The 20,993-nt window shown below is 60.5% G+C and carries 24 protein-coding genes and 1 pseudogene; 9 read left to right on the top strand and 16 right to left on the bottom strand.

Annotated elements, in window-relative coordinates; genetic code table 11:
• Nucleotides 1–39: 39 nt before the first annotated feature.
• From ACP7A2_RS10430 to ACP7A2_RS10420, 3 genes are all read right to left on the bottom strand, one after another.
• Nucleotides 40–210, bottom strand: coding sequence for a metallothionein (locus ACP7A2_RS10430; RefSeq protein WP_426134124.1), 171 nt, complete (start codon nt 208–210; stop codon nt 40–42).
• Between the two features lie 89 nt (nt 211–299).
• Entirely contained in the window at nt 300–755 is a 456-nt protein-coding gene (locus ACP7A2_RS10425) for a DMT family transporter (RefSeq protein ID WP_375068511.1), read from the bottom strand.
• A 4-nt stretch (nt 756–759) separates the two neighbouring features.
• Entirely contained in the window at nt 760–1,248 is a 489-nt protein-coding gene (locus tag ACP7A2_RS10420; RefSeq protein WP_348060488.1) for a DMT family transporter, read from the bottom strand.
• A gap of 117 nt (nt 1,249–1,365) precedes the next feature.
• Here ACP7A2_RS10420 and ACP7A2_RS10415 point away from each other — a divergent pair, with 117 nt between their 5' ends.
• Nucleotides 1,366–2,298 (top strand): LysR family transcriptional regulator, encoded by a 933-nt coding sequence (locus tag ACP7A2_RS10415; RefSeq protein ID WP_426134123.1) that lies wholly within the window; start codon nt 1,366–1,368, stop codon nt 2,296–2,298.
• A gap of 176 nt (nt 2,299–2,474) precedes the next feature.
• Nucleotides 2,475–2,564: pseudogene (locus ACP7A2_RS10410) on the top strand (type II toxin-antitoxin system prevent-host-death family antitoxin); the annotation flags it as partial.
• Between the two features lie 37 nt (nt 2,565–2,601).
• Here ACP7A2_RS10410 and ACP7A2_RS10405 read toward each other — a convergent pair.
• The 3 genes from ACP7A2_RS10405 to ACP7A2_RS10395 all read right to left on the bottom strand — a co-directional run bounded on the left by ACP7A2_RS10405 (nt 2,602) and on the right by ACP7A2_RS10395 (nt 6,374).
• Nucleotides 2,602–3,921, bottom strand: coding sequence for an Nramp family divalent metal transporter (locus ACP7A2_RS10405; protein WP_426134122.1), 1,320 nt, complete (start codon nt 3,919–3,921; stop codon nt 2,602–2,604).
• A 40-nt stretch (nt 3,922–3,961) separates the two neighbouring features.
• Complete coding sequence (locus ACP7A2_RS10400) at nt 3,962–5,515, bottom strand: DUF726 domain-containing protein (protein WP_426134121.1); 1,554 nt, start codon at nt 5,513–5,515, stop codon at nt 3,962–3,964.
• Between the two features lie 88 nt (nt 5,516–5,603).
• The gene (locus tag ACP7A2_RS10395) at nt 5,604–6,374 is read right to left on the bottom strand and encodes an AraC family transcriptional regulator (protein WP_426134120.1); all 771 of its coding nucleotides are present in this window, start codon (nt 6,372–6,374) and stop codon (nt 5,604–5,606) included.
• Between the two features lie 93 nt (nt 6,375–6,467).
• Here ACP7A2_RS10395 and ACP7A2_RS10390 point away from each other — a divergent pair, with 93 nt between their 5' ends.
• Both ACP7A2_RS10390 and ACP7A2_RS10385 read left to right on the top strand, forming a co-directional pair.
• The gene (locus tag ACP7A2_RS10390) at nt 6,468–7,340 is read left to right on the top strand and encodes an EamA family transporter (protein ID WP_426134119.1); all 873 of its coding nucleotides are present in this window, start codon (nt 6,468–6,470) and stop codon (nt 7,338–7,340) included.
• 81 nt (nt 7,341–7,421) lie between these two features.
• Entirely contained in the window at nt 7,422–7,823 is a 402-nt protein-coding gene (locus ACP7A2_RS10385) for a RidA family protein (protein WP_375068520.1), read from the top strand.
• Here ACP7A2_RS10385 and ACP7A2_RS10380 read toward each other — a convergent pair.
• Genes ACP7A2_RS10380 through ACP7A2_RS10370 form a run of 3 tightly spaced genes read right to left on the bottom strand, consistent with a single transcriptional unit; the run spans nt 7,813 to nt 9,393 of the window.
• Nucleotides 7,813–8,709: a LysR family transcriptional regulator gene (locus ACP7A2_RS10380; protein ID WP_426134118.1), complete on the bottom strand. Its 897-nt coding sequence runs from the start codon at nt 8,707–8,709 to the stop codon at nt 7,813–7,815. The two genes, ACP7A2_RS10385 and ACP7A2_RS10380, sit on opposite strands and share 11 nt — an antisense overlap.
• A 20-nt stretch (nt 8,710–8,729) precedes the next feature.
• Nucleotides 8,730–9,035, bottom strand: coding sequence for an XRE family transcriptional regulator (locus ACP7A2_RS10375; protein WP_348060469.1), 306 nt, complete (start codon nt 9,033–9,035; stop codon nt 8,730–8,732).
• The gene (locus tag ACP7A2_RS10370; RefSeq protein ID WP_426134188.1) at nt 9,028–9,393 is read right to left on the bottom strand and encodes a type II toxin-antitoxin system RelE/ParE family toxin; all 366 of its coding nucleotides are present in this window, start codon (nt 9,391–9,393) and stop codon (nt 9,028–9,030) included. Before ACP7A2_RS10370 ends, ACP7A2_RS10375 begins: the two co-directional genes overlap by 8 nt.
• Before the next feature lie 348 nt (nt 9,394–9,741).
• Here ACP7A2_RS10370 and ACP7A2_RS10365 point away from each other — a divergent pair, with 348 nt between their 5' ends.
• Both ACP7A2_RS10365 and ACP7A2_RS10360 read left to right on the top strand, forming a co-directional pair.
• A complete protein-coding gene (locus tag ACP7A2_RS10365) occupies nt 9,742–11,550 on the top strand; it encodes a monovalent cation:proton antiporter-2 (CPA2) family protein (protein WP_375068524.1) in 1,809 nt (602 codons plus the stop codon).
• 72 nt (nt 11,551–11,622) lie between these two features.
• Nucleotides 11,623–12,177 carry a hypothetical protein gene (locus ACP7A2_RS10360; RefSeq protein ID WP_426134117.1) on the top strand — a complete coding sequence of 185 codons (555 nt, stop codon included), beginning with the start codon at nt 11,623–11,625 and terminating at the stop codon, nt 12,175–12,177.
• Nucleotides 12,178–12,550: 373 nt separating this feature from the next.
• On the opposite strand, the gene ACP7A2_RS10355 is transcribed toward ACP7A2_RS10360, so the two are convergent.
• From ACP7A2_RS10355 to ACP7A2_RS10340, 4 genes are all read right to left on the bottom strand, one after another.
• Nucleotides 12,551–13,270, bottom strand: coding sequence for an alpha/beta hydrolase (locus ACP7A2_RS10355; protein WP_426134116.1), 720 nt, complete (start codon nt 13,268–13,270; stop codon nt 12,551–12,553).
• Between the two features lie 12 nt (nt 13,271–13,282).
• Nucleotides 13,283–14,038 (bottom strand): precorrin-6A synthase (deacetylating), encoded by a 756-nt coding sequence (gene cobF / locus ACP7A2_RS10350; RefSeq protein WP_375068530.1) that lies wholly within the window; start codon nt 14,036–14,038, stop codon nt 13,283–13,285.
• A gap of 45 nt (nt 14,039–14,083) precedes the next feature.
• A complete protein-coding gene (locus ACP7A2_RS10345) occupies nt 14,084–14,638 on the bottom strand; it encodes a histidine phosphatase family protein (protein ID WP_426134115.1) in 555 nt (184 codons plus the stop codon).
• 109 nt (nt 14,639–14,747) lie between these two features.
• The gene (locus ACP7A2_RS10340; RefSeq protein ID WP_426134114.1) at nt 14,748–15,287 is read right to left on the bottom strand and encodes a DUF4865 family protein; all 540 of its coding nucleotides are present in this window, start codon (nt 15,285–15,287) and stop codon (nt 14,748–14,750) included.
• Nucleotides 15,288–15,380: 93 nt separating this feature from the next.
• Between ACP7A2_RS10340 and ACP7A2_RS10335 the strand changes: the two genes are divergently transcribed.
• Both ACP7A2_RS10335 and ACP7A2_RS10330 read left to right on the top strand, forming a co-directional pair.
• Nucleotides 15,381–16,247, top strand: coding sequence for a LysR family transcriptional regulator (locus tag ACP7A2_RS10335; protein ID WP_426134113.1), 867 nt, complete (start codon nt 15,381–15,383; stop codon nt 16,245–16,247).
• A gap of 80 nt (nt 16,248–16,327) precedes the next feature.
• A complete protein-coding gene (locus ACP7A2_RS10330) occupies nt 16,328–17,212 on the top strand; it encodes a helix-turn-helix domain-containing protein (protein WP_426134112.1) in 885 nt (294 codons plus the stop codon).
• Here the strand turns inward: ACP7A2_RS10330 and ACP7A2_RS10325 are convergent.
• The 3 genes from ACP7A2_RS10325 to ACP7A2_RS10315 form a co-directional block, all read right to left on the bottom strand.
• Nucleotides 17,154–17,741 (bottom strand): LysE family translocator, encoded by a 588-nt coding sequence (locus tag ACP7A2_RS10325; protein WP_426134111.1) that lies wholly within the window; start codon nt 17,739–17,741, stop codon nt 17,154–17,156. The two genes, ACP7A2_RS10330 and ACP7A2_RS10325, sit on opposite strands and share 59 nt — an antisense overlap.
• A 168-nt stretch (nt 17,742–17,909) precedes the next feature.
• Nucleotides 17,910–19,598, bottom strand: a complete 1,689-nt coding sequence (locus tag ACP7A2_RS10320) for a phospholipase D-like domain-containing protein (RefSeq protein ID WP_426134110.1) — start codon at nt 19,596–19,598, stop codon at nt 17,910–17,912.
• Between the two features lie 54 nt (nt 19,599–19,652).
• A complete protein-coding gene (locus ACP7A2_RS10315; protein ID WP_426134109.1) occupies nt 19,653–20,087 on the bottom strand; it encodes a winged helix-turn-helix transcriptional regulator in 435 nt (144 codons plus the stop codon).
• Between the two features lie 106 nt (nt 20,088–20,193).
• Between ACP7A2_RS10315 and ACP7A2_RS10310 the strand changes: the two genes are divergently transcribed.
• On the top strand, nt 20,194–20,892 hold the full coding sequence (locus ACP7A2_RS10310) for an SDR family oxidoreductase (protein WP_426134108.1): 699 nt from the start codon (nt 20,194–20,196) through the stop codon (nt 20,890–20,892).
• The last annotated feature ends 101 nt before the right edge of the window (nt 20,893–20,993 follow it).

Raw genomic sequence — 20,993 nt, 5'->3', positions numbered from 1 at the left:
ATGACCGCTACCCGACAAACCGAGAGAATTTTTGCGTTTTTAACCGTGGGCAGACTTGGTGCACTCACAGCCTGTTGCCGATGCACAGGGTTCGCCATGTGCGTGGTGTTCGGCACAGCCCTGACAGCAATAGCCTTTACCGTCCTTCATAATCGCATCGACGCCCAACACACATTTGCAGTGAGGGCAGGCACAGGTTTTATCAGCCATGTTCAGACTCCTTTTTCATGGTCGTCCCGGTGCGGCGAGCGCCACACCTTAAGCAGTGACTATAGGAGAGCAACCATGGTTCAGCGCCGTTAATCGGCCTGGCGGCTATTGCTGCGATACATGAACACCAGCGCCAACGCCAACAGCAACATCGCCACGATTCGGCTGCCCGACAACTCGATGGCCGGGTTGCCCAGCCAGCCGAAGTTGTCGATCAGCATGCCCATGCCCAACTGCCCGACGATGACCGCCACCGTCGCCACTGCCGTGCCAACCACGGGCACCGCGCCGACCATCACCATCATGTACACCACGCCGAACAGCGCGCCGGTCAGTTGCCATTTCGGCACGTCCAACAGGCTGATCGCCTGGGCAGGCTCAAAGAAGAAAATCAGCAAGGCGGTGGTGATTGCGCCCACTGCAAACGTCAGCAAGCTGCTGCGCAACACACCGACTGACTGGCCCAAGCGACCATTGATTGCCGCCTGCACGCTCAACACCGCACCGGCGGCAATCACCAGTACCAATAACAGAATCAGATTCATCGCCTTAGCCTCTCGCAATCAGAACAAGTGCCGCCACAATCAACGCCAGGGCTATCCAGCGCTCGCCGTTGACCTTCTTGCGCGCGGTGCCGAACCAGCCGAAATGGTCGATCAACACGCTCTTGCCGACCTGGCCCGACAGAATCGCGATCATGGTCATGGCAATCCCGATATGCGGCGTGGCCAGGGTCAGCACCACCACATACATCGGCCCCAAAAAGCCGCCGATCAACTGCCAGCGTGGCAAATCGGTCAGCGCCGGGCCCTTCTGCGGGCCGCTGAACAGCAAGATCAAAAACAGAATGGCCGTGCCCACACCGAAAATGCTCAAGGTCGCCCACAAGTGGCCCACCTGCACGCCCAGCGGCCCGAGCAAACCCGCCTCCATCGACAGGCCCATGCCCGCCAGGATCACCAGTGGCAGTAACAACAGCCGAAGAAGGTTTTTCTTCGGCGTGGCCTGCGCCACACCCTCGGTACTACTTGCTTGCATACATCACCTGCACGTCTGGAAAGGAAACATGGCGCGCATTATCCAGTGGCTCTCCTGTGCGATAAATGGGAGCATGCGGATAACACCTTTGCGCATTACGCATAGCACGGAGCCACGATGCAGGGTTTGAATGAATTGAGTTTCAAGGCGCTGCGCCTGTTCGTGGCCGTGCTCGACCACGGCAGTTTTTCTGAAGTGGCGCGCCGTGAAGGCTTGGCGCCCTCCTCTATTTCGCGGCAGGTCCAGTTGATGGAACAGGCGCTGGGCCAACAGCTGCTCTACCGCCACACTCGCGCGGTGAGCCCGACCGAGGCCGGGCGGCTGCTTGGCCATCACGCACGCCTGATGCTGCAACAACTGGAAACCGCAGGTCAGGCCTTGCAGGAACAGGAAGCCGAACCGAGCGGCCTGGTACGCATCAATGCGCCGATGGTATTCGGCCAGCGCCACCTTTCGCCGTGGCTGGGCGAATTGTGCCGGCGCTACCCGAAATTGCAGCTGGATATCCAGCAAACCGATACCTTCGTCGATCCTCTGCAGGATGGCACCGACCTGCTGTTTCGCATCGGCGTGCTTAACGACTCCGGCATGCAGGCGCGCATCTTTGCGCCCCAGCGCTTTCGCCTCGCCGCCAGCCCCGCTTACCTCGCGCAGCATGGAACGCCCAGCCATCCCGATGAGCTAATCCACCATCAGTGCCTGGCCTACAAAGGCATCACCGGCCAACAACGCTGGTTTTTCCGCCGCAACGGCGGTGACTGGACGCCTTACAGCGTCAAAGGCCCCATCACCGGCAACCACGCCGACACCCTCACCCACGCCGCCGAACAAGGCCTGGGGCTGGTGGTCTTTCCGTCCTGGCTGATCGGCGAAGGCTTGCGCGCGGGGACGTTGCAGGCGGTGCTGACTGAGTATGAGGTGGCAACCACGCTGGAGCCGCAGCAGATCGCGGCGCTATGGCCGGGCAGCCGGCGGCTGTCGCTGAAGGTGCGCACGGTGATTGATTATTTTGTGGAATGTTTTGGGGTGGTGCCGTATTGGGATCGGTGAGGGGTTTGGGTCACGCCAGACGGTGCAGTTGAGGAAATTTCCCAGGTAAAAAAGTAGGCTCGTTCTTATTTTGCGGGCCACTATTTCATGACTACCTACGCTGCTGCAGACTTTTGCGACTTACCTCCAGGAGAGATGCCATGGACGCGAATGCCACGATGGACACCGTTTCGCTGGGACAGCGAATCGGCGCAATGAAGGGAAAACTCTTTATTCCTGATGACTTCGACGCTCCACTACCCGACGACGTACTGGCTACCTTTGAGCGCAAGAACCACATGGCGGCCGGATCTGGTTATCCGGTCAAAACAACCACTGCCAAATCAACCAGGCATTCGCGCCGCTGATCACCGCAAACAAAAACCACGCCAGCAACCGCGTAGGCAACCGGTTAACGAACGGCCCCATCAACTGCTTGTCGCCGGTCATGCGGATCAGCGGGTACAGCGCGAACGGCAACTGCAGACTGAGGATTACCTGGCTGAGAATCAGCAGCTTGCCGATGGCATCGTCGCCCATCAGCCATACGCCTAAAAACGCCGGGATCAGTGCCAGGCCACGGGTGATCAGGCGGCGTTGCCAGCAAGGAATGCGCAGGTTGAGGTAACCCTCCATGATCACTTGCCCGGCGATGGTGCCGGTGAAGGTCGAGCTTTGCCCGGAGGCCAGCAAGGCCACGCCGAACAGGATGCTGGCGAAGGCGCCGCCCACCAGCGGGTCGAGCAGGTGGTAGGCATCCTGGATCTCGACCACATCGGTGTGGCCAGTCTTGTAGAACGCAGCTGCGGCCAATACCAGAATCGCGGCATTGACCAACAGCGCCAGAGCGAGGGAGCCGATGGTGTCGATACGCGCCAGCCTGACCGCGTCCTGTTTGCTGGCGAGGTCTTTGCCGATCATGCGGGTTTGCACAATTGAGGTGTGCAGGTAGAGGTTATGCGGCATCACGGTGGCGCCGAGAATGCCGATGGCCAGGTACAAAGGCGCGGCGTCGCTGATGGCTGCCAGCGAGGGGGTGAAACCGCTGAGCACGTCGGGCCAATACGGCTTGATCAGCACCAGTTCAATAAAGAAACACACGCCGATGGTTGCTACCAACGCCAGCATGATCGCCTCGAGGCGGCGGAAGCCACGATTTTGCAGGGCGAGGATCAACAGGGTATCGAAGGCCGTGATGACAATGCCGGTGGTGAGCGACACGCCGAGCAACAGGTGAAACGCCAACGCGCAGCCGAGCACTTCGGCGAGGTCGGTGGCAATGATGGAGAATTCCGCCAGTACCCATTGGGTGCGCGCGGAACGCTTGCTGTAGCGCTCGCGGCACAGTTGCGCGAGGTCTTTGCCGGTGGCGATGCCCAGCCGCGAACATAGGCACTGCACCGCCATGCCCGCCAGGCTGGCCAGCAATACCACGAACAGGAGGCTGTAGCCGTAGCGAGAACCGGCTTCGATGGCCGTTGCCCAATTGCCCGGGTCCATGTAGCCGATGGAAATCAGCAGGCCGGGCCCGGCGAACATCAGCGCGCGCTTGAAGAACGAAGCCTTGGGGTCAACGATCACGGAGCCGGCCACTTCCGGCGGGCAGAACGGGGCAGTGGCGATTTTCGGCAGGCTGAATTTCACGCGGCATTCCAGGCAAACACACAATAGTGGCAACAGCTTATCAGTCGGACGCGACCGTGCGCATCACCGTCTCCCGGGGCAAATCAAAGGTTTCCACCACTTGCACCACCAGGTCCATCTCCTGGTTGAGCGCCTCGCGCTCCATGCGCTGACGAATCAGGCCCACCACCAGCACTGCCAGCGTAGTGATCGAATAGGCCGGCCCGGAGAATGCCCGCACGCCGCTGACCAGCAACATCGCGGCCGCCACCGCCTGGCCTACCACGGGAATGGCCGTGGCGGCGCCGCGGCGCAGCATGAACCCGGTGAGCCCCGCCAGCGCCGTGCCGCTGAGCGCAGTGGTGGCCGAACGGCCGACGTCGATGCGATTGAACAGCCCTTGTTCTTTTTGCGCAGCGGCCTTGAGCTCGGCATCGAAAGCCTGGCGGTCAGCGCTGCTGAGTTTGTGCTTGTGCTGTTCGATGAGTTTTTCCGCGACCTGCGCCTCTATGTCTGCCAGCGCGACGGATGCAACCGGTGCATCGAACTTGATCGCCAGCCGCTGCGCCACGTCTTCGGCGATCTGGCGGTAACTCACGCCGTGACCGCGGGCCAGGTTCATAAAGCTGTCGCCGCCCATGCGCTGCAGCTCGATGGCCAGTTTCAAGGGTTCGCGCACACTCGCATCAATCGACGCACTGCGCTTTTGCGCCATCAACTCGGCAAGGAACTTCACCTCCTCGGGCCGCGCCTGCACGAGGGCCGGGAACAGTTCCAGATCCTGTTCAGCAAAACGCACTTCGGTGCTGCGCTGATCCGCGCGAATCATGCCGCGCCGCTCGTGCAACAGGTCGGTGTACTGCACCACGGTCTTCAATTGCGGCCAATAGGCGGCGTGATCGAAGGTGGTGAGGTGCACATTTGTGACTTTCCCCTTCAGCGCAGGCGTGAGCGGAATCGCATAACGGCCAATGCAGCGCTCGGCATCCGGCTTCATCGCCAGCGCCCAGTCCTTGCTGGAATGGCAGTTGATCACCCGCCCCTTGAGCGGTGCCGACACCTCCTCCCATGGGCTGGACGTGCAGATCGCCCCGCCCATCAGCAATAAATTGTTCAACGGCAGTTCGCGGGCGACCTCGGGGCTAGCCAACACACTCTTGACCAGAATGCGCGCGCCGAGGGAATGGCCGATCAGGTTGATGCGCCTTACCGGCAGCGCCTCGGCGTGCAGGTAGTCTGCCAATTCAGGCAACAAGGTCCGGGCTACTTCATCCACCCGCGCCTCGACACTTTTGTAATGGTCGAGGAAATAGGCAATCGCCTTGCCCACGCCTACGGTCGCTGCACCCAGGCCACCGCCGCCGAGCATCGAGGTGATTACATCCTTGAACGGTGCAAACAGGTTTTCCAGAAAATGCCCCGCTGGCCAGAACAACATCAGGTTGGTCGAGCCTTCGATGCTTGCCAGTTGTTGCTTGAAATTGCCCAGTTGCTGGCGGTTGAAGAACGCCGAATAACCGTGAACATAGAGATTGAGCACATCCCCCTGGGGCTCGCCGCACAATACGAACGTGGGCTTGCGGGTGCGGTGCATTTCCTCCCACTGGTGCTGCATGGGCCGGTGACTCCTGGTAACGATGGACGGCGATAGTAACAAAGCATGGCTTCAAGAAAGGTGAATCCTGACCGACGCGTGATGTTTTTCAGAACATCGAGGCGGCCCTGGATTTGGCCAGGTAGCGCGCCGGTGAATCCCCCAGGTTGCGCCGGAACACCGCGGTGAAGGCGCTGGGGCTGCTGAAACCCAACGCAAAGGCCACCTCGGTAATCGACGCGCCCTGGCTGAGCCGGGCGGTCGCTTCCAGCAGGCAAACCTGTTGGCGCCAGGCCACGAACGTCATACCGGTGCTTTCATGAAAATGCCGGGTGAACGTGCGCCGACTCATGTTCGACCATTGCGCCATGTCGTCGAGGGAGATGGTTTGCGTGGGCGCGTCCAGAAAACGCTGGCATGCCGCTGCCAAACGCGACTCGGCGGGCAACGGCGCACTAAGGGGCAGCTCCGACATGGCACCGATTTCATCCACCAACAGCGTCAACACACAGCGCCGTCGAACATCGGAGGTTGCCGTCAGCGCCGCTTCCAGCAGATGCCTGAGCAGAGGCGACACCTCGAATACCTGGCAGCGGGCCTGCAAACCGGCGCGCCCGGCATCCTCATCGTCGAGGTAGGTATTGAGCATCACCACATCGCCGCGCATGTGCATTTCGTGGGGCACGCCACCGGGCACCCAGATCGCGCGTTGCGGCGGCACCACCCAGTTGCCGAGGTCGGTAAACATTTTCAGCGCGCCGGTGGCGGCATAGGCGAACTGGCCGCGCGGATGGGTATGCCGCTCGAAGACGGTGCCGCAGGGATAGTCGCGCAGTGTGACCACGGCGTACGGGTCGTTGAGGTCAAAGGTCGGAATCATGGCCCGATACTGTCAAAACTTGACCTGGCATGGCAAGCGGGCCAACTTCCGACACCCTAGCATTGGCGCCTTTGAACCTGCTCAGGAACGTCCATGCTGAACAAACACGTCGCCCTCGCCATCGCTGTCACGCTGGTGTGGGGCCTGAACTTTCCCATCACAAAGCTGGGCCTGCACTCGATTGACCCACTCGTGCTGACCGGCATTCGTTTCGCCCTCGCCGCCTTGCCGCTGGTGTTCGTCATCAAGCGCCCCGCCGTCAGGTTTCGCTATGTGGCCGCCTATGGCGTGATATTCGGGCTGGGCATGTGGGGCGCAATCAACTGCGGCATTCAGCTCGGCGTGAGCCCCGGGATCGCCTCGTTGATCGTTCAGCTCAGCGTGTTCTTCACTCTGGGTTGGGGTTGCTTAGTGTTCAACGAAAAAATCCGCCGCGCGCAATGGTTTGGCGGCGCCCTGGCGTTGATGGGCCTGGTGGGGATCATCGCTTCACAGGAAGGTGGACACGCCACGCTGGGCATCCTGCTGATCACGTTCAGTGCACTGGCGTGGAGCGTCGGCAACGTCATTATCAAGGCGTCGGGGGTGAAGGAGATTTTTTCGTTCATGGTGTGGGCGAGCCTGTTCCCGCCGATTCCATTGTTCCTGATGGCCTGGGGCATGCACGGCTCTGCAGCCTTCGATGGCCTGCCGGCCCGCCTCGATCTGACAGCGGTGTTGTCGATCCTGTTTCAGGTCTATATGGCCACACACTTCGCCTATTGGGGCTGGAATTCGCTGCTCAAAACCTACCCCGTGTCCACCGTGGCACCGCTGTCGCTATTGATTCCGGTGTTCGGGATTGCCAGCTCCATGTTGATACTCGGCGAGCGCATTTCCCCACTCGCGCTGACAGGTATCTCGGTCATCATCCTGGGCCTGGCAGTGGGGCTGTATCGCACACCCATTGTGCACACAGGTAAATAGTCATGGCACAAATCCGGGATTTTGTTCGCCCATTCAGTCGGCTAGCCTGTGCCGGGTCTTGTACTGAACCGAGGAAACACCATGAGCACCCCCGAGTTTTTTGTCACCCCAGGCTATGGCGATTACGCGCGTGAACACCTGCACTACTCCCAGGCAGTAAAAGTCGGTAATCGCGTGGAAACCTCAGGCCAGGGCGGCTGGGACAACGACTTTCAGATCCCTGCCGACATTGCCGAAGAAATCGCCCAGGCCTTCGACAACCTCGACCGCACCCTGGCCACGGCTGGCGCGCGCTGGGAGCATGTGATTCACGTCAACTCCTACCACGTCGGCGGTTTCCCCCCCGAGGTCAATGAAGCAATGGTCAAGCAGTACCGACGCTACATGCCAAACCATGCGCCCATCTGGACACAATTGGGCGTCGAGTCACTGGGTTTGCCGACCATGCGCGTCGAGATACGCGTGACGGCGATTATTCCCTGACTCCAAACGTGCGGATTACCCAGTCGGTAAACACTTTGAGCCGTGCGCTCTGATGGCGATTGGGTGGGTAAAGAAGATGCAGCGGCGTAGTCGGGCGTGACCAGTCCGGCAGTACACGGACCAACTGGCCGCTGTCGACGTAATACTGCACGATCGACTTGAAGTGCTGCCCGACACCAAGGCCGGCGAGCAGCATTTCCTTGAGGCCGTTGCCCTCATTGGTGGAAAAAGCACAGTCGCCCACTTCAATTCGCCGGCCGCCCTTTTCGAAAATCAGCGGCTCCGGCTTGCCTGACCAGGCAAAGAAATAACCGGCCTTCAGGTGGTTGTTCTGCAAGTCTTCCGGCGACTGCGGCACACCCCGGCGCTCCAGGTAACTGGGCGCCGCGCAGGTCAGGTAATCCAGGTCGGCCACTTTGCGGCCGATCATCGCCATGTCATCGAGCTTGCCGACGCGAATGACACAATCCACGCCCTCCCCGACGATGTTCACTGCACGGTCGCTGATACCCAGGGCAACCGTGATATCCGGGTACTCACGGTGAAAATCCACCAATGCCGGGATCAACAGGCAATTGGCGAACGAGGCCGGTGCATCCACGCGCAGGTGCCCGCCGGGCTTGAGCGTCTGCCCGCGCACGGCGCTGTCCACCTCGTCCAGTTCAGCCACCAGGCGCCGCGCATGGTGGTAATATTCCAGCCCTTCGAGCGTTGGCGCCAAGGCACGGGTGGTGCGGTGCATCAGCTTGATGCCCAGGTGTTTTTCCAGGTCGGTGATCAGCTTGCTGACAGTCGAACGCGGCAGCGCCAACTGATCGGACGCGCGGCTGAACGAGCCAGTGTCGACAACGCGCACGAAAGCGCGCATGGCGAGGAGTTGGTTCATAGGGATGTTCCCATACGCCGTTAGGACGCGAAGTTGTCGATCTTGACCTGACCATCCGGGAACGTCGCGATGATTTCCAGCTCACCGCCCATGGCGCGGATGTAGTCACGCAATGTGCTGATGTACATGTCGGTGCGGCGCTCCATTTTCGAGACCGCCGCCTGGTTGATGTTCAACGCCTTGGCCAGGCTTTCCTGACTTAACTGTTGCGCCTTGCGCAGCTCATGCAGCGGCATTTGTTTTAGGTGCTGCTGGAATATCTGCTCGGCGTCCGCCCGCGATTCGGGTGTCATACGCGCTTGAAGCTCAGCGAATTTTTTAGCCATGGTGTCGGCCCTCTTTACGCAATATTTTCAAATGTAGGTCGTACAGCTTTTCTGCTATCGGGACCTGCTGTTCGTACCATCGGTGTTGTGCGGTTTTGTCGCCCCCCATCAGCAGAACCGCACACCGTCGGGGGTCGAACGCATACAACACTCGATAGGGTCGCCCGGCGTGCTGTATTCGCAGTTCTCGCAGGTTGCCATGGCGCGAGCCTTTGATATCGCTGCTGTGGGGATAGCGCAGGCCCGGTCCTAAAAGCCCCAACAAATCAACGCTGGCGGACACCGAGGATTGCTCCTTTGCATCCAGACTACCCCACCAGTCTCCGAATTCATCCGTGTACTCAATGTCCCACACCATGCAAATATGCCACCCAAGGAATATAAACTCAAGGGCATAATTTAGGATCAGTATTGGCGTTACCGCCAGGCGGGTTTCGGGGGAAATTGTTTGTACATTCTTCAGCGTGATCAGAGAGCAATACATTCCGCGGTTGCGTTAACCGTCGAGTATTTATAAAAAATGTTTCCGGAAAAAAAAACGCCCTTTCAGGCGGTTTAAAGGCGCTCGTTTTTGATCAGAAACCAAGTGAGCTTGGGATTACAGCCACCATCGCCTGGCTGTCGCGTCAAAAATACAAGTTTCCAAATGTAAAAAAGCGCTCTAATAGCGCCTTGAAGATTTGCTTTAAAGAGCCTGGAGTTCGCAATGCCCCATGAAGGGAACCTGTTACAAGCAGCGGTGGTTTTTCTGCTGGCCGCCGTGCTCACCGTGCCGTTGGCCAAGCGCCTGCAACTGGGTGCGGTGCTTGGCTATCTGTTTGCTGGCGTGATCATCGGCCCCTCGGTATTGGGCCTGGTGGGCAACCCGCAAAGCGTCGCGCAGTTCTCTGAACTGGGCGTGGTGTTATTGCTGTTTGTAATCGGCCTGGAACTGTCACCCAAACGTTTATGGGTGATGCGCAAGGCGGTGTTTGGCGTTGGCCTGGCCCAAGTGTTACTCACCGGTATTGTGATGGGCGTGGTGGCGCTGTGGCTGTTTGGCCAATCATGGAACAGCGCGATTGTGCTGGGCCTGGGCCTGGCGCTCTCTTCCACTGCGTTTGGCTTGCAAAGCCTGGCCGAGCGCAAGGAACTGAACAAGCCTCATGGGCGGCTGGCCTTTGCGATTTTGCTGTTTCAGGACATCGCGGCAATCCCGCTGATCGCCATGGTGCCGCTGCTGGCCGGCAGCGATCACCCGACCACCGAAGCCCAGGGCATGCAGCATGTGCTGCAGATCCTCGGCAGCATTGCCGTGGTGATCATCGGCGGGCGCTACCTGTTGCGGCCGGTGTTTCGCATTGTCGCCAAGACCGGCCTGCGCGAAGTGTCCACCGCCACCGCATTGCTGGTGGTGATCGGCACGGCGTGGCTGATGGAACTGGTGGGTGTGTCCATGGCCCTCGGCGCGTTCCTCGCCGGGTTGCTGCTGGCGGATTCGGAATACCGCCACGAGCTGGAATCCCAGATCGAACCGTTCAAGGGCCTGTTGCTTGGGCTGTTTTTTATCAGTGTGGGCATGGGCGCCAACCTCAGCCTGTTGCTCAGCTCGCCGTTGGTCGTCATCGGACTGACGCTGCTGTTGATCGGCTTGAAATTGCCGCTGCTCTACGCTGTGGGCCGAATGGTGGGCGATCTTAATCGCGAAAGTGCGCTGCGCCTGGGCGTGGTGCTGGCGGCGGGCGGTGAATTTGCCTTTGTGGTGTTCAAGATCGGCCGCGATCAGGGCCTGTTCGAACCGCACCTTTACGACATTCTGGTGCTGACCATTACTCTGTCGATGGCCGTCACCCCGCTGCTGTTGCTGGTGTGCCCGAAGCTGTTCAAGCCCAAGGTCAAACCCGTGGAAGTGCCCGAGGAATACCGCACCATCGAGAGCGACGCGCCACGCGTGGTGATCGCGGGCATGGGCCGTATGGGCCAGATCGTCGCGCGGATACTGCGCGCGCAAAACATCTCGTTTATCGCCTTGGACACCTCGGTGGAAACCATTGAACTGACCCGCAGCTTCGGCGGCATGCCGGTGTTCTACGGCGACCCCCAGCGCCAGGAAATCCTCCACGCGGCCAAGGTCGATCAGGCGGAGTTTTTCGTCATCGCCATGGACGACCCGGAGATCAACATCAAGACCGCCGAGCTGGTGCGCACCCTCTACCCGCACATGAAAATCATCGCCCGCGCGCGTAACCGCCAGCACGTTCACCGCCTGGTCGACCTGGATGCTTCACCGGTGCGCGAGACCTTCTACTCCAGCCTGGAAATGAGCCGCCGCACCCTGGTCGGCCTCGGTTTGAGCCAGGCACAGGCCGATGCGCGCATCACCCGATTCAAGAACCACGACTTGCAAGTGCTCGCCGCCCAACACGCGGTGTACGACGACGCCGCCAAGGTCATGCAAACCGCCCAGGAAGCGCGGACGGAACTGGCGCGGCTGTTTGAGATGGACCGGCTTGAGGAGGAGTCCGACAAGGTGTAACCCTGCGGATGAACGAGGTTGAGAGTTTTCTGACAGAATACGGCGCAATTTCGTTCATCACTGGAGCGTTTCATGGCTAATTTCACCAAGACCGCCGTCCTAATGGCCCTCGCGCTCGCCGCCGGCAGCGTGTTTGCGGCCACCAAGTCGACGGATCAGACCATCTCCACCTTGGGCGGCAAGTTCACCTTCAATTTGCCCAAGGCCTACACCGCCGACGCCCTGCCCTCTGGCAAGGCGGATGATGGCACCGCTGACACTCAGGGCACGCTGTACGCCAACGCGACCACGAAAAGTGTGGTGATCGTCGCTGAAACGCAGCGTAACGATGGGGCGACTATCAAAGACAATGACCCGCAATTTCTTGATGGCGCGGTGGCGGATTTCGTCAAGGATCAGAGTGCCGCGCTGCCTGATTTCAAGAAACAGGGTGAGAAGAAATTGACCTTTAAAGGCCTCGGTTTGCGTCAGGTGGACAGCACTGCGACGCAGGGTGGTGGCAAGACTTTGAATTCGACCTTTTTGGGTGGCTCGGGGAATCATTTGCTGGTGATCCAGGCGATTTCCCGGGCGGATGACGTGAAGGGGCATGCTGAGTTGGTGAAGCAGATTACTGGGGGCAAGTGATCTGGTATGGGTGCTGTCGGGGCGTCTGAGATCAAAAGCAAGAGCACGGCGGCCTAATAGCCGACCTGAGTGGTTGAATCAAAAGCGCTGTTTTTTCTAGAGCAGATTGCGGTCTCCCAGACAAAATGGAGATCCACTGTGGGAGCGGGCTTGCTCGCGAATGCGGTGGGTCAGTTGATGGATGAGTTGGCTGATACACCGCATTCGCGAGCAAGCCCGCTCCCACACTTTTGACCGAGCAAGACCTCAACAGCTTCACCAGGTCCGCTTTTCTGTGGGAGCTGGCTTGCCTGCGATGCTTACACCTCGGTACGTCAGGCACACCCTGTAGATGCCATCGCAGGCAAGCCAGCTCCCACACTTTCAACCACATTCACTTCAGGCTTTTCTCCAGCCACGCCTTCAGGTCCTGCACTTCTGCGTCACTCACGGTATGCGGCATCCCTGGATAGCCGTGAAACTCGGGCTTCAACCCCAGACCCGTCAATACCTCATTCGCCCGCGTCGCCGACGCATACGGCAGCGCCTGGTCAGATGTGCCATGGCCGATAAAGATCGCCAGCTGGTCCAATGACGTTTGAGGTTTCAGCTCGGCCTTGAGCACCGGCAAAATGCTGCCACTCAACGCCGCGATCCCGCGCACTAACGCTGGCTGCCTCAAGCCCACCTCATACGACATGATCGCGCCCTGACTGAACCCCACCAAAAACACCCGGTCACTTTGCGTGTGGTATTTGGCAGTCGCCTGCGTCACAAAGGCTTCAATCAACTTGGCGCTACGCTGCAAGTCGGCAGTCTCACCGTTGTAATCGCCCTCACCCGCCGTCTTGGCAAACCAGCGATAACCACTCGGGGCCACGGGCATCGGCGCACGCGCCGAGAGGTAAGTCCAGGTCGACGGCAGCGAATCCTTGATGCCAAACAAGTCTTCCTCGTTACTGCCAAACCCGTGCAGGAAAATCACCAGCGGCTGGTTTCGTGCATCGCTTTGGGTTTGCTCCAGGTACGACAGCGGCAAGTCAGTGTGCAACGTGGAATCGGCATGGGCGGCGCCGGCCAACAACGTCAGCGCCAGGGCAAACAGTTTGAGCATGGGGAAGCTACCTCAGGGTTTGCGCAACAGATAAGTGTCCATGATCCAACCATTTTCCAGGCGCGCCGCCTTGCGCACCCGTTGAATTTCTTCGGCCACATCAGCGACCTTGCCGCTGATGAGGATTTCATCCGGCGTACCCAGGTAGGCGCCCCAATAGATATCCAAATCCTGATCAGCCACGGTGCGATAGGAATCTTCGGCGTCGAGCATCACCACCAAGGTGTCCGCATCACTCGCCTGCCCCGCCGCCAAACGGCGCCCGGTGGTGATTTCGACGGAGCGACCAATGCGGTTCAGCGGCACCTTATGCTGGGCGGCCAGGGCCTGCACGCTGGTGATACCGGGGATCACGTCGAACTCGAACTCACAGCGGCCACTGGCAAGTATCGCCTGCAGGATGCGAATCGTGCTGTCGTACAACGCAGGGTCGCCCCACGCCAGGAAAGCGCCCACTTCACCGTCAGCCATTTCCTCGTTGATCATGCGTTCGAAAGTCTGCTGCTTGTCGCGGTTCAGGTCCTGCACGGCGGTGGTGTAGTCGATATCGCCACGCACCCGCTCGGGGCACTCGGCCTCGACGAAACGGTAGCCGGGCTCAGTGATGTAGGTGTCGCAGATCTCGCGGCGCAGGTCGATCAGCTTGTCTTTGCTCTGGCCCTTGTCCATCAGGAAAAACACGTCGGTGCGGTTCAACGCCTTCACGGCCTGCATCGTGATGTAGTCAGGGTTGCCGGCGCCAATGCCGATGATCAGGATGCGTTTCATGGGTTGCTCTCATTGCGGGGCGTGAATTTTGCCATGTTCGCGCGCTCAGGCGTAAGTTTCCAGGCGCAGACGCCACACGTTGTTGAAGCGTAGCTCGGTGGCGGACAGCGGCTCGACGTCGATCCGGTAGAACATCGATACAGGAAACTGCATGACGTACAGCATTGCGGCGCGAATCACAAAGGGATGGGTCACCGCCACCACGTGGCCCGGTTGGGATTCCAGGCTCTTCATCCACTGCCCCACGCGTGCGCAAAGCTGATCCACCGACTCGCCACCGTGAGGCGCACAGGCGCTGTCGGCCAGCCAGGCCACCACGGCATCGCTGTCCAGATCACGGATGGCCTGACCTTTCCAGGCGCCGAAATTGCCATCTCGCAGCGCATCCACGACCTCTGCCCCGTCGCCGAACAGGGCTGCCGTCTGGCGTGCTCGGGCCTCAGGCGCGCACATCAGCCGCAGGCCTTTCTTGTAGCGATGCGCCAAGGATAAGGCCGCGTCTTGCCCATTTATCGTGACGGATTCGTCATCGGGAAAACGCCCCTGTTTTTGAAGGGGCGTGGTGGCATGGCAAATCAGGGTCAAACGGGTCGCCAGCATCACAACTCACTCTGTTTCGACGCGCATTCAGCGTGAACCCGCGACGTGTTCAGCATGTTACAACGAACATGAAACAGTAAGCTGGCTGCTGTGGCCAACCGGTTAAACGCTAAATTCCCGGATGGGCCAGGTACCACACCTGATAGCCCGTCCCCGGATGCTGCACGTCCAGCGCCTCGGCCGACAAGGTGATTCGAATCAAGCGCCATGCCTGCACGTCCAACGCCAGAAACACCGCGAAGGTATCGCTGCTCTGCGCCAACTGCTGATTGCGCGCTGTTGCTGCGGCCACCATCGCCGCCCGATCCGCCCCGGGCTCCAGCGGCCACTCCTCCCGATACAAACTCAACGCGCGCTGCGCCGGGCCACGCCTGACCTCCAGTGGCAACCAGCTCTCGACATGCGGGCGACCAAAACTGTCGAGCACTTTCTGAAACCGCTCGCCAAGCAAAAAATCGGCAGCCTGCAACGGGTCGGACCACAGGTACACCGACGCGTACACGTTGCCCCCGCTCTCCTGGGCGATAAACGCCTTGAACAGCAACCCGTCGGCGTGATCCCACAACGGCCCCAACTGTGCGACGCGGCGGCGAATCACGCCCATGTCGTAGTCGGCTGGCAGGCGGTGTGAATACTGTTTGGCAAACATGACAAAACTCCCGTGCACATTGAGAGTGCAGCTTGCGCAGCGCCGATGATTTCAACAAGATATCAGCCGATATAAGTGCAATAAGGATTTGATATGACTGATGCACTCAAACCGCTGGACATCGACACCGTGCAGGCCTTCGTGCTGGTGGCAGATTTCGCCAGCTTCACCCGCGCAGCCGAGGCGCTTGATACCTCACAGGCCGCCATCAGCCTCAAGCTTAAACGCCTGGAGGACCGCCTCGGTTATCGCCTGCTCGAACGCACGCCGCGTCATGTGCGGCTGTCGCCACAGGGCGAGCACTTTATCGTCGCCGCTCGCGCGTTGCTCAATGCCCACGAACGCGCGCTGGGAGACATGGGCACCCACGCCCCGCGACGGTTGGTCATCGGCATCAGCGACCACGTGGCCGGGCCAGACCTGCCGCTGTGGCTCAGTCGCTTGGCGGCGTACGATCCGTTGGTGATCCTTGAAGTGCGTATCGCCTCGTCCCGCGACCTGGTCGGCGCCTTCGATCGCAACGAGCTGGACGCGGTGATCGTGCGCAACGAGGGCGACCGCCAGGACGGCGAGGTGCTGGCGGTAGAGCGCTTTGGCTGGTTCGCGGCGCCGACGTGGCTGCACAACCCCAAAGCCCCATTGCGCATGGCGACCATGGCTGCGCCCTGTGGCGTGCGCCACTTGGCGACCTGGGCGCTGGACGAGGCGTGCATCGATTGGACTGAAGTGTTTGTGGGGGGCGGCGTGATGGCGGTGGGCGCGGCGGTCAGCGCCGGATTAGGCGTCGCTGCCCTCGCCCACCGTGTGGCGCCAGCCGGGGCGGTGGACGTCAGCGAGCGCTACGGTTTGCCCGTATTGCCCGTGAGTGAAGTGGTGCTCTACAGCCGGATCAGCGACGCGCGTTCGCGCGAAACGCTGCGTGCATTGAGCGCGACGTTTCGCGGTGTGCTGCAACGCTGATTTTGCGCAGTGGCGTTTACCTTGAACATCCGCCCCTTATGCAGGACTCTAGCGCTGCAACCTTGACGGAGCGCCTCACCATGACCTTGTCGATCAGCCCTACGGCCCCAAATTTCTGGCGCGACCCTGCGTTGCCGTTTATCGAGGCGCGCACCATCGCCGACGGGCGCAAGGTCACCTACAGCCGGCACGCTCACGAGCATTTTTCCATCGGTGCAGTCACCGCCGGTTGCAGCTATTACAGCTACGGCGCGCAGACCTACGAGATCAGCGCCGGCACGGTGGTGCTGATGAACCCCGGCGATGTGCACGCCTGCAACCCCCTGCGCGACCAGCTGTGGTCCTATCAGATGCTCTACCTCGACACCGCTTGGCTGACCGACTTGCAGCACCAGTTGGGCTTCAGCACCGATCAGGGGTATCGGCCTTTCAACACGCCGTATACCCGCGACGAAGGGCTTTATCTCGGGCTATTGGCGTTGTACCGGGTATTGGTCGATGAACACGCCGAGCACCTGCAAAAACAGAGCGCGCTGGTGAGTTATTTCAGTGACGTGCAGCAGCGCCTGAACCCGGCCGAGAGGCCGCCGCGTGAGGTCAACAGCAAGCTGGAGCGCGCCGCCGAGTACATCCGCGAGCAGTGCACACAGGCGTTGAAGCTGGAGGATATTTGCCTGGCGGCCGAGCTGTCACCGTCTTACCTGATACGCGCATTCAAGCTGTATTACGGTTTGACGCCCCACGCCTTCCTGGTGAACCAGCGCGTGCAGTTTGCGCGCACCCAGTTGCGCAATGGCGAGCCTATCGCCGACGTGGCCCTGGCCGCTGGGTTCGCTGACCAGGCGCATTTTCAACGCGCCTTCAAACAGCATTTCGCCGCCACGCCAGGGCAGTACCGCGAAGTGCTCAAGCCATCAGCAAATAACCCACACTGGCCACCAGCAACGCGGCCATTGAACGGTTGAACACACGCACGCCCCGGGGGTTGCTCAAGTAGCGCCGCAAAAAAGTACCCGCGTAGGCCCAGCACGCCACCGACAGGTAGCAGATCACCAGGTAGAGCGCCGCAAACAGCCACACCTGGCGCGCATCACCCTCGGCCACAAACAAACCCATCCCCGCCACGCAGGCCAGCCACGCTTTCGGGTTGAGCCATTGCATGACCGCGCCATACAGCATCGACGGCGCGGTTGGCGTGCCCTCGGCGTCGAGCCGGCCATCGTCCACTGCAAGCTTGCAGGCCATGTACAGCAGGAAAACCACCCCGCCCCACTGGATCAACTGCGTAAGGAGCGGCCAGCGCACCAGCACCTCATGCAGGCCCAGGCCGATCAGTACCAGCAACAAGGTAAAGCCGACCGCCGCGCCGGCGACGTGTTTCTGGCTGGCCACAAAACCAAAACGCGCACCCGCGCTGAGGGCGACCACGTTGACGGGGCCGGGGGTGATGGAAGTAGCCAGCGCGAAGGCGGCCATGGAAAGAAGAGCGCTCATTGCAGTTCCTTTTTAATCGAGCGAATGACAATGAGGCTACGGTAAAGGGCACCCCGCGCGGGGTATTGAAGAAAATCACCCTCGCTCATTGTGTGTGCTGAAGTCATCGCCGACACCATGGCCAGCATTACCGACGCTGGCAGCACACCGCTGAATGGTTGATCTTGTCTATTTGACGAACAACTCACGGTCCCGCGCTTTCACATGGCCGGGGCTGTAATAAGCGTCGAACCAGGTCTTCTCCCCCGCCGTCGGCGGTTTGGCCAGGCGCAAGGTTTGCAGGGCGCCGGGCTTGCTGGCATTGAAGCGAAAGTGGAAATGGTCGAACAGGCGTAACGCTTCAATGGCGTACACCACGGCGATCTTGCGGTCTTCGATGCGGATCAGATGATCGCCGTTGTTTTTCTCGCCGCCGCCGGCCAGGTTGGATGAGCCGGTGTACACCGTGGGGTTGTCGCCATTGAAATCGGTGACCACAAACTTGTTGTGCACCATGTTCCCCGCATTCCCCGACCATTCCGCCTTGAACGGCGCCGGCGCGTTGTTCGCCAGGTAGCTGAACGGCAACAGCCCCACTGAGCCGTCCGGTTTGCGCACCGCCAGTTTGCCGGTGCGTTGCGCCACGCCGTAGGAGAACAACGCTCGCTGCATCAGCGCGTCGAGGGCGTCACGCACTTTGCCGTTGATCAAATTCAGGAAGACGATGGAATACAGCACCGAACTGCTGGCCTGTTCGATGCTGGTGGCGATCGGGTCAAGCGACAGCGCGCTGTCAGCGTGGGGCGCGAAGCACAACGAAACTTTCGAGCCCGGCTGGTCGCGCACCACCCACCACTGTTGCGACAGTGGGTTTTTGCGAAAGGTCGTGGGCGCTGCCCAATAGGCGTCGAAGACTTCGGCGAACTTGCCGGCCACGGTTTCATCGTCAAACAGCAGCACGTTGTTGGCCTGGATATACAGGCCGCGCAAGGCAAAGTTGGTGGAGCCGCCGAGCACCCGAATCGCCACTCCGGCACGGCGCACGATCAACACTTTGTTGTGCTGCTGACTGGAGAAATGCAGGCGTTTGATCTGCGCCCCGGCGGCGGTCAAGCGCGCGGCGCTGAGGCTTTCACAGCTGTCAGCGGCGCCCTGATCACCATGGTCATCAATGATCGCGCGTAGGCGCGGGCCGAGGCCTTCGAGGCGGCGCAGGATGTCCGGCTCCTTGCTTTCGTAGATCAGCGCGTCGAGGGTCAGTGCTGGGTCGTTCGCCACTTGATCGAGCACTTGCAGGATCAACTGCCGCGCCTCGAAACCCAGCCAGGCATAGTTGCTTTGAAACGGCGCCATGTCCAGGTCCAAATAGGCCCTCGGTGCTGAGCCCGCGGGCGGCAGGATGCGCGTTTCATTGTTGAAACGGTCGCCGTAGGCCTGGGATGAAGCGAAGCCGCGAGTAAAGCCGATGTTCACAAAGCCGCTGAGGGTTTGCGCTTCCAGCGACACCTGGTTTTCCAGGCTGACGCCCTTGGTGAGTGTACCGTCGGTGCCCATGTAGCAGGCGGTGACGCGGTAACGGAACAGGCCAGGGAGAATCTCGCTGGGCACGTGGATCCAGCGGAATTTCTGGAACGGCGCCTCGGTTGAGGGAAAGCTGCGCGGCTGTTCGGGCGTGGGTGGGTAGTCAAAATGCAGGCGGTTGTGCAGCACGCCCCACTGGTCGGCGCCGGGGTAACGCACCTCGATGCTGAAGCCGACAAAATCAGCAGTGGCGAGGTCTGGCGCGAGGTCGAACGCCAGCAACGCCGCACCCTCCCCGCGATACAGCTTGAAGGTCAGGCCCTGGAACGTGGTCTTGCTCTCAAAGTCGGCGTTCAAGCGATGTCCCTTATGCTGGCAGGCGTTGCCCTGGAGTCTAGCGCGTGCGGCCCATCAAGCCACTGGCGCCTGGGTGACAATATCTTCGATGCCGAGCAGCCGGCCATCTTCCGAAAACACTTCGACCTTGCGCAAAGGCTTGAGAAAACGCGCATCCAGCACGCGGGTGCCCTCGGCCTCGGGCTGGGTATGCACCTCGCCCCACTGCGCCAGCGTCACCAGCACGGGCATCAGCGCGCGGCCTTTGTCGGTCAGTTGGTATTCACTGCGCGCACCGACTTCGCTGGTTTGCAGCAGGCCTTGCTCGACCATGTCCTTGAGGCGTGTGGCGAGGATGTTTTTTGCCACGCCCAGATTTTTCTGGAAATCGCCGAAGCGCGTCGCCCCGGAAAAAGCATCGCGGATGATCAACAGCGTCCACCAATCCCCCACCACATCCAGTGCGCGGGCCACCGGGCAGACATTACCTTCCATGCATTTACGTTTCATCGTCGGGCCTCCAGGCTGCCTGAAATATTAAGTTGCATTATAGGACCAGCACGCGCAGGATAAAAACAGTTTCATTATTAAACCAACCCGTCGTGTGGAGAGCATCATGGATATTCGTGGGAAAGTCGTACTGGTCACCGGCGCCAATCGTGGCCTGGGCAAAGCATTTGTAGTCGCTGCGCTCGAAGCGGGTGCTGCCAAGGTCTACGCCGCAGCGCGCGACCCCGGCAGCGTGAATATCCCTGGCAGCACGCCGGTTGCACTGGACATCACCGACGCGGCCAGCGTGCAACGCGCCGCCGAGCAGTACACGGACGTCAGTGTGCTGATCAACAATGCCGGTTTCCTCAAATACGGTTCGCTGCTGGCTGAAGACAGCATCGAGAACCTGCAACATCACTTTGAAGTGAACACCTTCGGCACCCTGCGCGTAACACGTGCCTTCGCGCCGATCCTGGCCGCGCAAGGTGGCGGCGCGCTGATCAATATTCTCTCGGTATTGAGCTGGCTGAGCCCTCCGGGTACCGGCGGCTACAGCACCTCCAAATCCGCCCAGTGGGGCCTGACCAATGGCCTGCGCGGCGAATTGCGCGAGCAGAACACCCTGGTGATTGGCGTGCACCCGGCCTACATCGACACCGACATGGTGGCCGATATTCAGGTGCCAAAAAGCACGCCGCAGGAAGTGGTCGCGATCACGCTGAAAGCCTTGAGCGAAGACCGCGAAGAAGCGTTGATCACCGACATGACTCACGCGGTGAAAGCCTCGCTGTCCACCGACAGCCCGGTCTACCTCAACCGTTGATCAACGAGAAGTGGGGGGCGCCCCCCCCCCGCCCCCCCCCCCCCCCCCCCCCCCCCCCCCCACCACCCGCCCCCGCCCGCTAGCCCCCCGCCAAAAAGCCC

The organism is Pseudomonas sp. PWP3-1b2, from assembly GCF_049896045.1.
Taxonomy (GTDB): Bacteria; Pseudomonadota; Gammaproteobacteria; order Pseudomonadales; family Pseudomonadaceae; genus Aquipseudomonas; species Aquipseudomonas antarctica_B.
The sequence above is the reverse complement of the archived record's forward strand: the minus strand, read 5'-3'. Positions and strand labels throughout refer to the sequence as shown.

Bases quoted from the DNA above. Each gene is read 5' to 3' on its own strand.
- ACP7A2_RS10430 (WP_426134124.1), bottom strand. From the start codon at position 210: ATGGCTGATAAAACCTGTGCCTGCCCTCACTGCAAATGTGTGTTGGGC.
- ACP7A2_RS10425 (WP_375068511.1), bottom strand. From the start codon at position 755: ATGAATCTGATTCTGTTATTGGTACTGGTGATTGCCGCCGGTGCGGTG.
- ACP7A2_RS10420 (WP_348060488.1), bottom strand. From the start codon at position 1,248: ATGCAAGCAAGTAGTACCGAGGGTGTGGCGCAGGCCACGCCGAAGAAA.
- ACP7A2_RS10415 (WP_426134123.1), top strand. From the start codon at position 1,366: ATGCAGGGTTTGAATGAATTGAGTTTCAAGGCGCTGCGCCTGTTCGTG.
- ACP7A2_RS10400 (WP_426134121.1), bottom strand. From the start codon at position 5,515: ATGCAGCACCAGTGGGAGGAAATGCACCGCACCCGCAAGCCCACGTTC.
- ACP7A2_RS10395 (WP_426134120.1), bottom strand. From the start codon at position 6,374: ATGATTCCGACCTTTGACCTCAACGACCCGTACGCCGTGGTCACACTG.
- ACP7A2_RS10390 (WP_426134119.1), top strand. From the start codon at position 6,468: ATGCTGAACAAACACGTCGCCCTCGCCATCGCTGTCACGCTGGTGTGG.
- ACP7A2_RS10385 (WP_375068520.1), top strand. From the start codon at position 7,422: ATGAGCACCCCCGAGTTTTTTGTCACCCCAGGCTATGGCGATTACGCG.
- ACP7A2_RS10380 (WP_426134118.1), bottom strand. From the start codon at position 8,709: ATGAACCAACTCCTCGCCATGCGCGCTTTCGTGCGCGTTGTCGACACT.
- ACP7A2_RS10375 (WP_348060469.1), bottom strand. From the start codon at position 9,035: ATGGCTAAAAAATTCGCTGAGCTTCAAGCGCGTATGACACCCGAATCG.
- ACP7A2_RS10370 (WP_426134188.1), bottom strand. From the start codon at position 9,393: ATGGTGTGGGACATTGAGTACACGGATGAATTCGGAGACTGGTGGGGT.
- ACP7A2_RS10365 (WP_375068524.1), top strand. From the start codon at position 9,742: ATGCCCCATGAAGGGAACCTGTTACAAGCAGCGGTGGTTTTTCTGCTG.
- ACP7A2_RS10360 (WP_426134117.1), top strand. From the start codon at position 11,623: ATGGCTAATTTCACCAAGACCGCCGTCCTAATGGCCCTCGCGCTCGCC.
- ACP7A2_RS10355 (WP_426134116.1), bottom strand. From the start codon at position 13,270: ATGCTCAAACTGTTTGCCCTGGCGCTGACGTTGTTGGCCGGCGCCGCC.
- cobF (WP_375068530.1), bottom strand. From the start codon at position 14,038: ATGAAACGCATCCTGATCATCGGCATTGGCGCCGGCAACCCTGACTAC.
- ACP7A2_RS10345 (WP_426134115.1), bottom strand. From the start codon at position 14,638: ATGCTGGCGACCCGTTTGACCCTGATTTGCCATGCCACCACGCCCCTT.
- ACP7A2_RS10340 (WP_426134114.1), bottom strand. From the start codon at position 15,287: ATGTTTGCCAAACAGTATTCACACCGCCTGCCAGCCGACTACGACATG.
- ACP7A2_RS10335 (WP_426134113.1), top strand. From the start codon at position 15,381: ATGACTGATGCACTCAAACCGCTGGACATCGACACCGTGCAGGCCTTC.
- ACP7A2_RS10330 (WP_426134112.1), top strand. From the start codon at position 16,328: ATGACCTTGTCGATCAGCCCTACGGCCCCAAATTTCTGGCGCGACCCT.
- ACP7A2_RS10325 (WP_426134111.1), bottom strand. From the start codon at position 17,741: ATGAGCGCTCTTCTTTCCATGGCCGCCTTCGCGCTGGCTACTTCCATC.
- ACP7A2_RS10315 (WP_426134109.1), bottom strand. From the start codon at position 20,087: ATGAAACGTAAATGCATGGAAGGTAATGTCTGCCCGGTGGCCCGCGCA.
- ACP7A2_RS10310 (WP_426134108.1), top strand. From the start codon at position 20,194: ATGGATATTCGTGGGAAAGTCGTACTGGTCACCGGCGCCAATCGTGGC.